The 4,224-nt window shown below is 50.3% G+C and carries 4 protein-coding genes and 1 pseudogene; all 5 read right to left on the bottom strand.

What is annotated here, in order from left to right; genetic code table 11:
- Nucleotides 1-388 (bottom strand): annotated as a pseudogene (locus ACYVTD_RS10230) (small ribosomal subunit Rsm22 family protein); the annotation flags it as partial.
- Complete coding sequence (locus tag ACYVTD_RS10225; RefSeq protein ID WP_461247678.1) at nt 385-2,610, bottom strand: polysaccharide deacetylase family protein; 2,226 nt, start codon at nt 2,608-2,610, stop codon at nt 385-387. The gene ACYVTD_RS10225 and the pseudogene ACYVTD_RS10230, both read right to left, overlap by 4 nt.
- A complete protein-coding gene (locus ACYVTD_RS10220; protein ID WP_461247677.1) occupies nt 2,610-2,804 on the bottom strand; it encodes a hypothetical protein in 195 nt (64 codons plus the stop codon). The genes ACYVTD_RS10225 and ACYVTD_RS10220 overlap by 1 nt, the downstream gene beginning before the upstream one ends.
- Before the next feature lie 19 nt (nt 2,805-2,823).
- Nucleotides 2,824-2,973 (bottom strand): hypothetical protein, encoded by a 150-nt coding sequence (locus ACYVTD_RS10215; RefSeq protein ID WP_461247676.1) that lies wholly within the window; start codon nt 2,971-2,973, stop codon nt 2,824-2,826.
- A gap of 18 nt (nt 2,974-2,991) precedes the next feature.
- The coding region (locus tag ACYVTD_RS10210; protein WP_461247675.1) for a peptidoglycan DD-metalloendopeptidase family protein at nt 2,992-4,224 on the bottom strand (1,233 nt) is incomplete at its 5' end.

Below are 4,224 nucleotides of genomic sequence, written 5' to 3'. Positions count from 1 at the left end.
CGAAAAACTTTTTCCCTGCGGCAAGGGCGGGGGCGCAGTTGTCTATGCAGAAAAATTCAAGCGGGACGGAGCGCAGGTCGGGGCGGGAGAGCCAGAGCGCCGACACAAAGGTTAGCGGGCCGCTTCCCAAGTCGGCGATTACGTCCCCGGCGCGGAGGGGAAGATCAATAAAGGGCAGAAGGCGGCTGAGGCGCAGAATGTTCCACGGCAGAAAATAGCGCAGGTAGGCGGAAAGGTAATTGGGGCGGCTTAAATATGAAAGGGAACGGTCTCCTCGCGCGCCCGTGAGAAGGCGGGAAAGTTCCGCGACCTGCGAGGGCAGGGCGGAGCGAAAACGTCCCGGTATCGGAAAAGTCTTTTCGATTAATGACGGAAGAGAGACATTCATTTCCTGACGATAACAGAAACGGGAACAATATCACAGCCCGAACGGATAAGGGCGTCTAGAAGCACGTCGATTTTTAGGTAAAGATAATCGTCCCTGCCCCCGGGGTTTATTCCAAGCCGGATGGGAATTATGGAGCCGTTTTTCCTTTTATCGGTTATCTGTTCGATTAATTGCGATGAGGAATACTGGCGTATGCCGAGCCTTAACGCCTCGTCTCTGGAAAGCCAGTCGTTGGGATCGATGTCCCTGGAAGCGGTGGCGTATCCCACGGCGGCGGCCGCCGAGTTTATCATGTTGGAACTGCGGAAAAACGGCGGGTGCCAAAGCAGGGCAAGCTCTTTTCCGGTGGCCTGGAAAAATTCGTCTTCGTTACGCGCGAGCCCCTGCGCGATAAACTGCGGCGTTACCGTGTAACGCGCGTCCGAAAGATCGACGGGCGCGTAAAAGAGGGAGGCGGCTTCCTGTCCAGCCGCGACAATCGCAGCCGCTGCGTTCGGGTTTCTGCGGATAAAATCGCCGTTCAAGAAGAAAGTCGCCCTTACGTTAAAACGGCGCAGGGCGCTAAGAACCTGCGACAGGCCGGTATCATCGTCATAAAGGTCGAAGCAGAGGGCTACGCGGATATTTCTGCCCTGCTTGTAAGCGGCGTTGATCGAATGGTTAGACACAAGCGAAGAAGTGCCTACGGATGTTATGTTGCGTACCATCGGAATATTCGTAAAGGGGCCGTTTGGCTGGGGTTCAAGAAATACGCGGAAGCGTTCAGACGCCGTGGAAGTGTTCCGCATCGCGGATTCCGTGGCGGGCGCCCACGCGCTCCTTCCGTTGCTCGCGAACCAGTCGTTCTCTATTCTTGCGAATATGCGCTGGTTATGCTCGTTGTCCTCAAAGCCGAATTCGTCAGCGCCAGAAAGACAGATCTTCCTGCGGGGATAATCAACGCTGGCAACGCCAGTGGCGCTAGCGACGTTGGCGACGCTTACCGCCTCTATGTAACTTGCGTTTCCCGTGACAAATTCCCTGTTGTTGATCCACGCGCAGGAAAGAACCGGCGTTTCGCTTAATTTATGAATAAGCCGCCAGTTCGAATAATCCCAAAGTTCAAGCCCTTTCTCGCCCCAAAAAATAACCTTTGTCCCGTCCGGGGAGATGGCGCCGTTGTTGGACATGGGAATATCTGTCGGCGTTAAAGTCCTTACGTTTTTTCCGTTAATTTCAAAACGCCAGACGGAAATCTCTTTTTTAAGCGAGGACACAATCGTAAGCACGCCGCTGGACGGCCAGAACACGCTGATATTGCCCGACCCCTGCGGAAGCATAATGTGGGGAAGAGCCGAATTGTTGTATTGGTTTTCACCTAACAAAAACAGAAAAAGGCTTTTTCCTTTTTTATTGATTAATACGGAGCCGGAGTTGGGCGCCACCCAGTATCTGTCGAACCCGGCTTCAAAGTCGAAGGGCAGAACGGCCGCCACGTTCCCGATTGTAAGAAAGTCGCCGTAAATCGATCTTGTAAAAAGCTCTGGGCTTAAAACGCGGTACAGGATATTCCCGTTAAAATAATAGAACTCGCCCATCTGTCCCCAAGAAACGGAATTAATTTCCCCCGGCCCTATGTGCCTGAAGCGCTCGTCCGTAGTAACCGTAATATCATTTAAAATGGGATAATAAAAAAGTTTCCCGTTTTTTGAATATACAAAAAGTTTTGAATCGGGATTCCAGCAGGCGGGAAACCCCGTATTGGGCAATTCAATCTTTTCGCTTATAACCTTTTTTGCGCCGCTTTCAATGTTGACAAGAATCAGAGTCCCGAAAGCCGGGCTTACAGGTTCCACGTAAAGAAGCCATTTGCCGTCGCTTGAAGCGGCGAATTCGTGCAGTCTTCCCTTTAGCGGCACGTTTCCCGACGCGAAAGACGGAAAGCCCGCAACCTGCGACGGTATCCCGCCAGTTGTCGGAATCCTCGCCAGGCCGAAATGGTTTTGAACCAAAATGGTTCTTCCGTTGTTAACTACCGAAAGCCTTTCCGGGAAGGCCGTAAGCTGCTGTATGGACATATCCGTAAGGCGGGAGATAAAAACCTCGTGCTGGTTTTCAAATTCCGCCTTGAACAGGAGCCTGTCGTCGTTTGATAGAATCAAATTGCTGAAATTGAACCCGAAGAGGCGGAAAATCCCCAAAAAGAAGAAAACAATGACAGGAAGGATTCGCCTGTTTTTCATCAGTTTTTCCTGTTTTTTTGCGAGAGAAAATCGTCCAGTTCCTTTTCCAGCGTGGCAAGGCGTTCATCCATAGACTGAATTCGCCGGATTGAGTATATAATCTGACGGTCCATTAGTTTTTCACATGCCCGTTCTACCACATCGCTAAAAGTGTATACGTCCGATACAGCGGTGGGTTTTTTGCCGTAAATCATACTTTAATTGTAGTATATCTTAAGGGGTTATTTCCACAGGTATTTTTGCCAAAGTATCAGTCGATTGGACTGCGGTCGATTGGGCGTCTGATGCCGGTACCACTTCAAAAGCCCTAATATAGGTAAAAATCGCGATAAAAGCCAAAAGAATGAGGATTAACTTGCGCATTAATGTCTCCTAATCAATTTAGTTTAATAAATCCAGCGGATTGATAAGTTTTCCGTTCTTGTCATATATCGTAAAATGAAGGTGCGAGCCGGTACTGTAGCCGGTGTTTCCAGCTTCCCCTATTTTCCGTCCCTGCGCCACCTTATCGCCCTGTTTTACCGAAATGGAGCTAAGGTGGGCGTACAAAGTCTTATACCCGTTCGGGTGGCTCAAAATGATGTGCTTCCCGTACAGCCAATTTTCGTTTATTACGGAAACCGTCCCTTCCATGGAAGCCATAACCGTGGCGCCGGTATTCGCTCGAAGATCGATGCCGGTATGGAAGTTAAGCTCGCCGCTTATCGGGTCTTTTCTCATTCCAAAACCGCTTGTAAGGTGCTTGCTGTTTACGGGATAGGTGAACAGTTCCCCAAGGCTCATCCTAAGGTCCAAATCGTTCATTCTTGCGCCGGGGATAAAAATCGTCTCCCCCGCCTTGATCACGTCGGTTTTTAAGTCGTTTACGTCGAGAATGACTTCCAAAGGCACGTTGAAGGACACCGCTATTTTAGAAAGGCTGTCGCCGGACTTAATCGAGTAGGGGATACCGTCGATATTCGGAATCCTCAATGTAACCCCTTCCTTAAGCCCCCTGGCGTTGCGGATATTGTTGGCGGATATGACCGCCCCTATGGAAACCCCGAATTTTTTCGCGATTACGGAAACGGAGTCCCCTTTTTGCACCTTATACTTCTGCCATTGGAAGGTGATCAGCTCTTGGGCCGAATCATCGCCCTTCTTATCGGTTTCCGCCTGTATGGCGACTTGTTCAAGGCTTTGTTCGGGTATTGTCGGCACGGGCTCGTCCGGTATTTTAACGGACAGCAGGGGCACGCCCGTCGAGGCGTATTGCATCGTTTTGTCGGCGGTATCTTCGGCTTCTAGCTTAATAGCGTAGTTTTCGGGGAGGGGTATCTTAAAACCTTCCCACTTAAGCGCCGTAAGGGTTAAAAGGACGATTCCGGCGACAACCGCGGCGGTCGCGATAGAAGGAATGGGTATACTAAACCCGCTTTGGCGTTTTTCGCCGTTTCTTGCCGCAGGTTTTTGCTGTTTGGCGAAGGCGAAAGCCGAAGAATGGCCGTTTTTTCCGCGTCGAGCCGGTTTTTGTTCAAAATGGCTCATAAAATCCGTATTAAAACTTGTCGATCTAGTATAATTATGTCTTGATGTAGCGCGCTTGGCGATATGTTGTTTTTCCATTAATGGTGC

The organism is Treponema sp. R6D11, from assembly GCF_054786075.1.
This window is presented reverse-complemented; position numbering and strand designations above follow the sequence as displayed.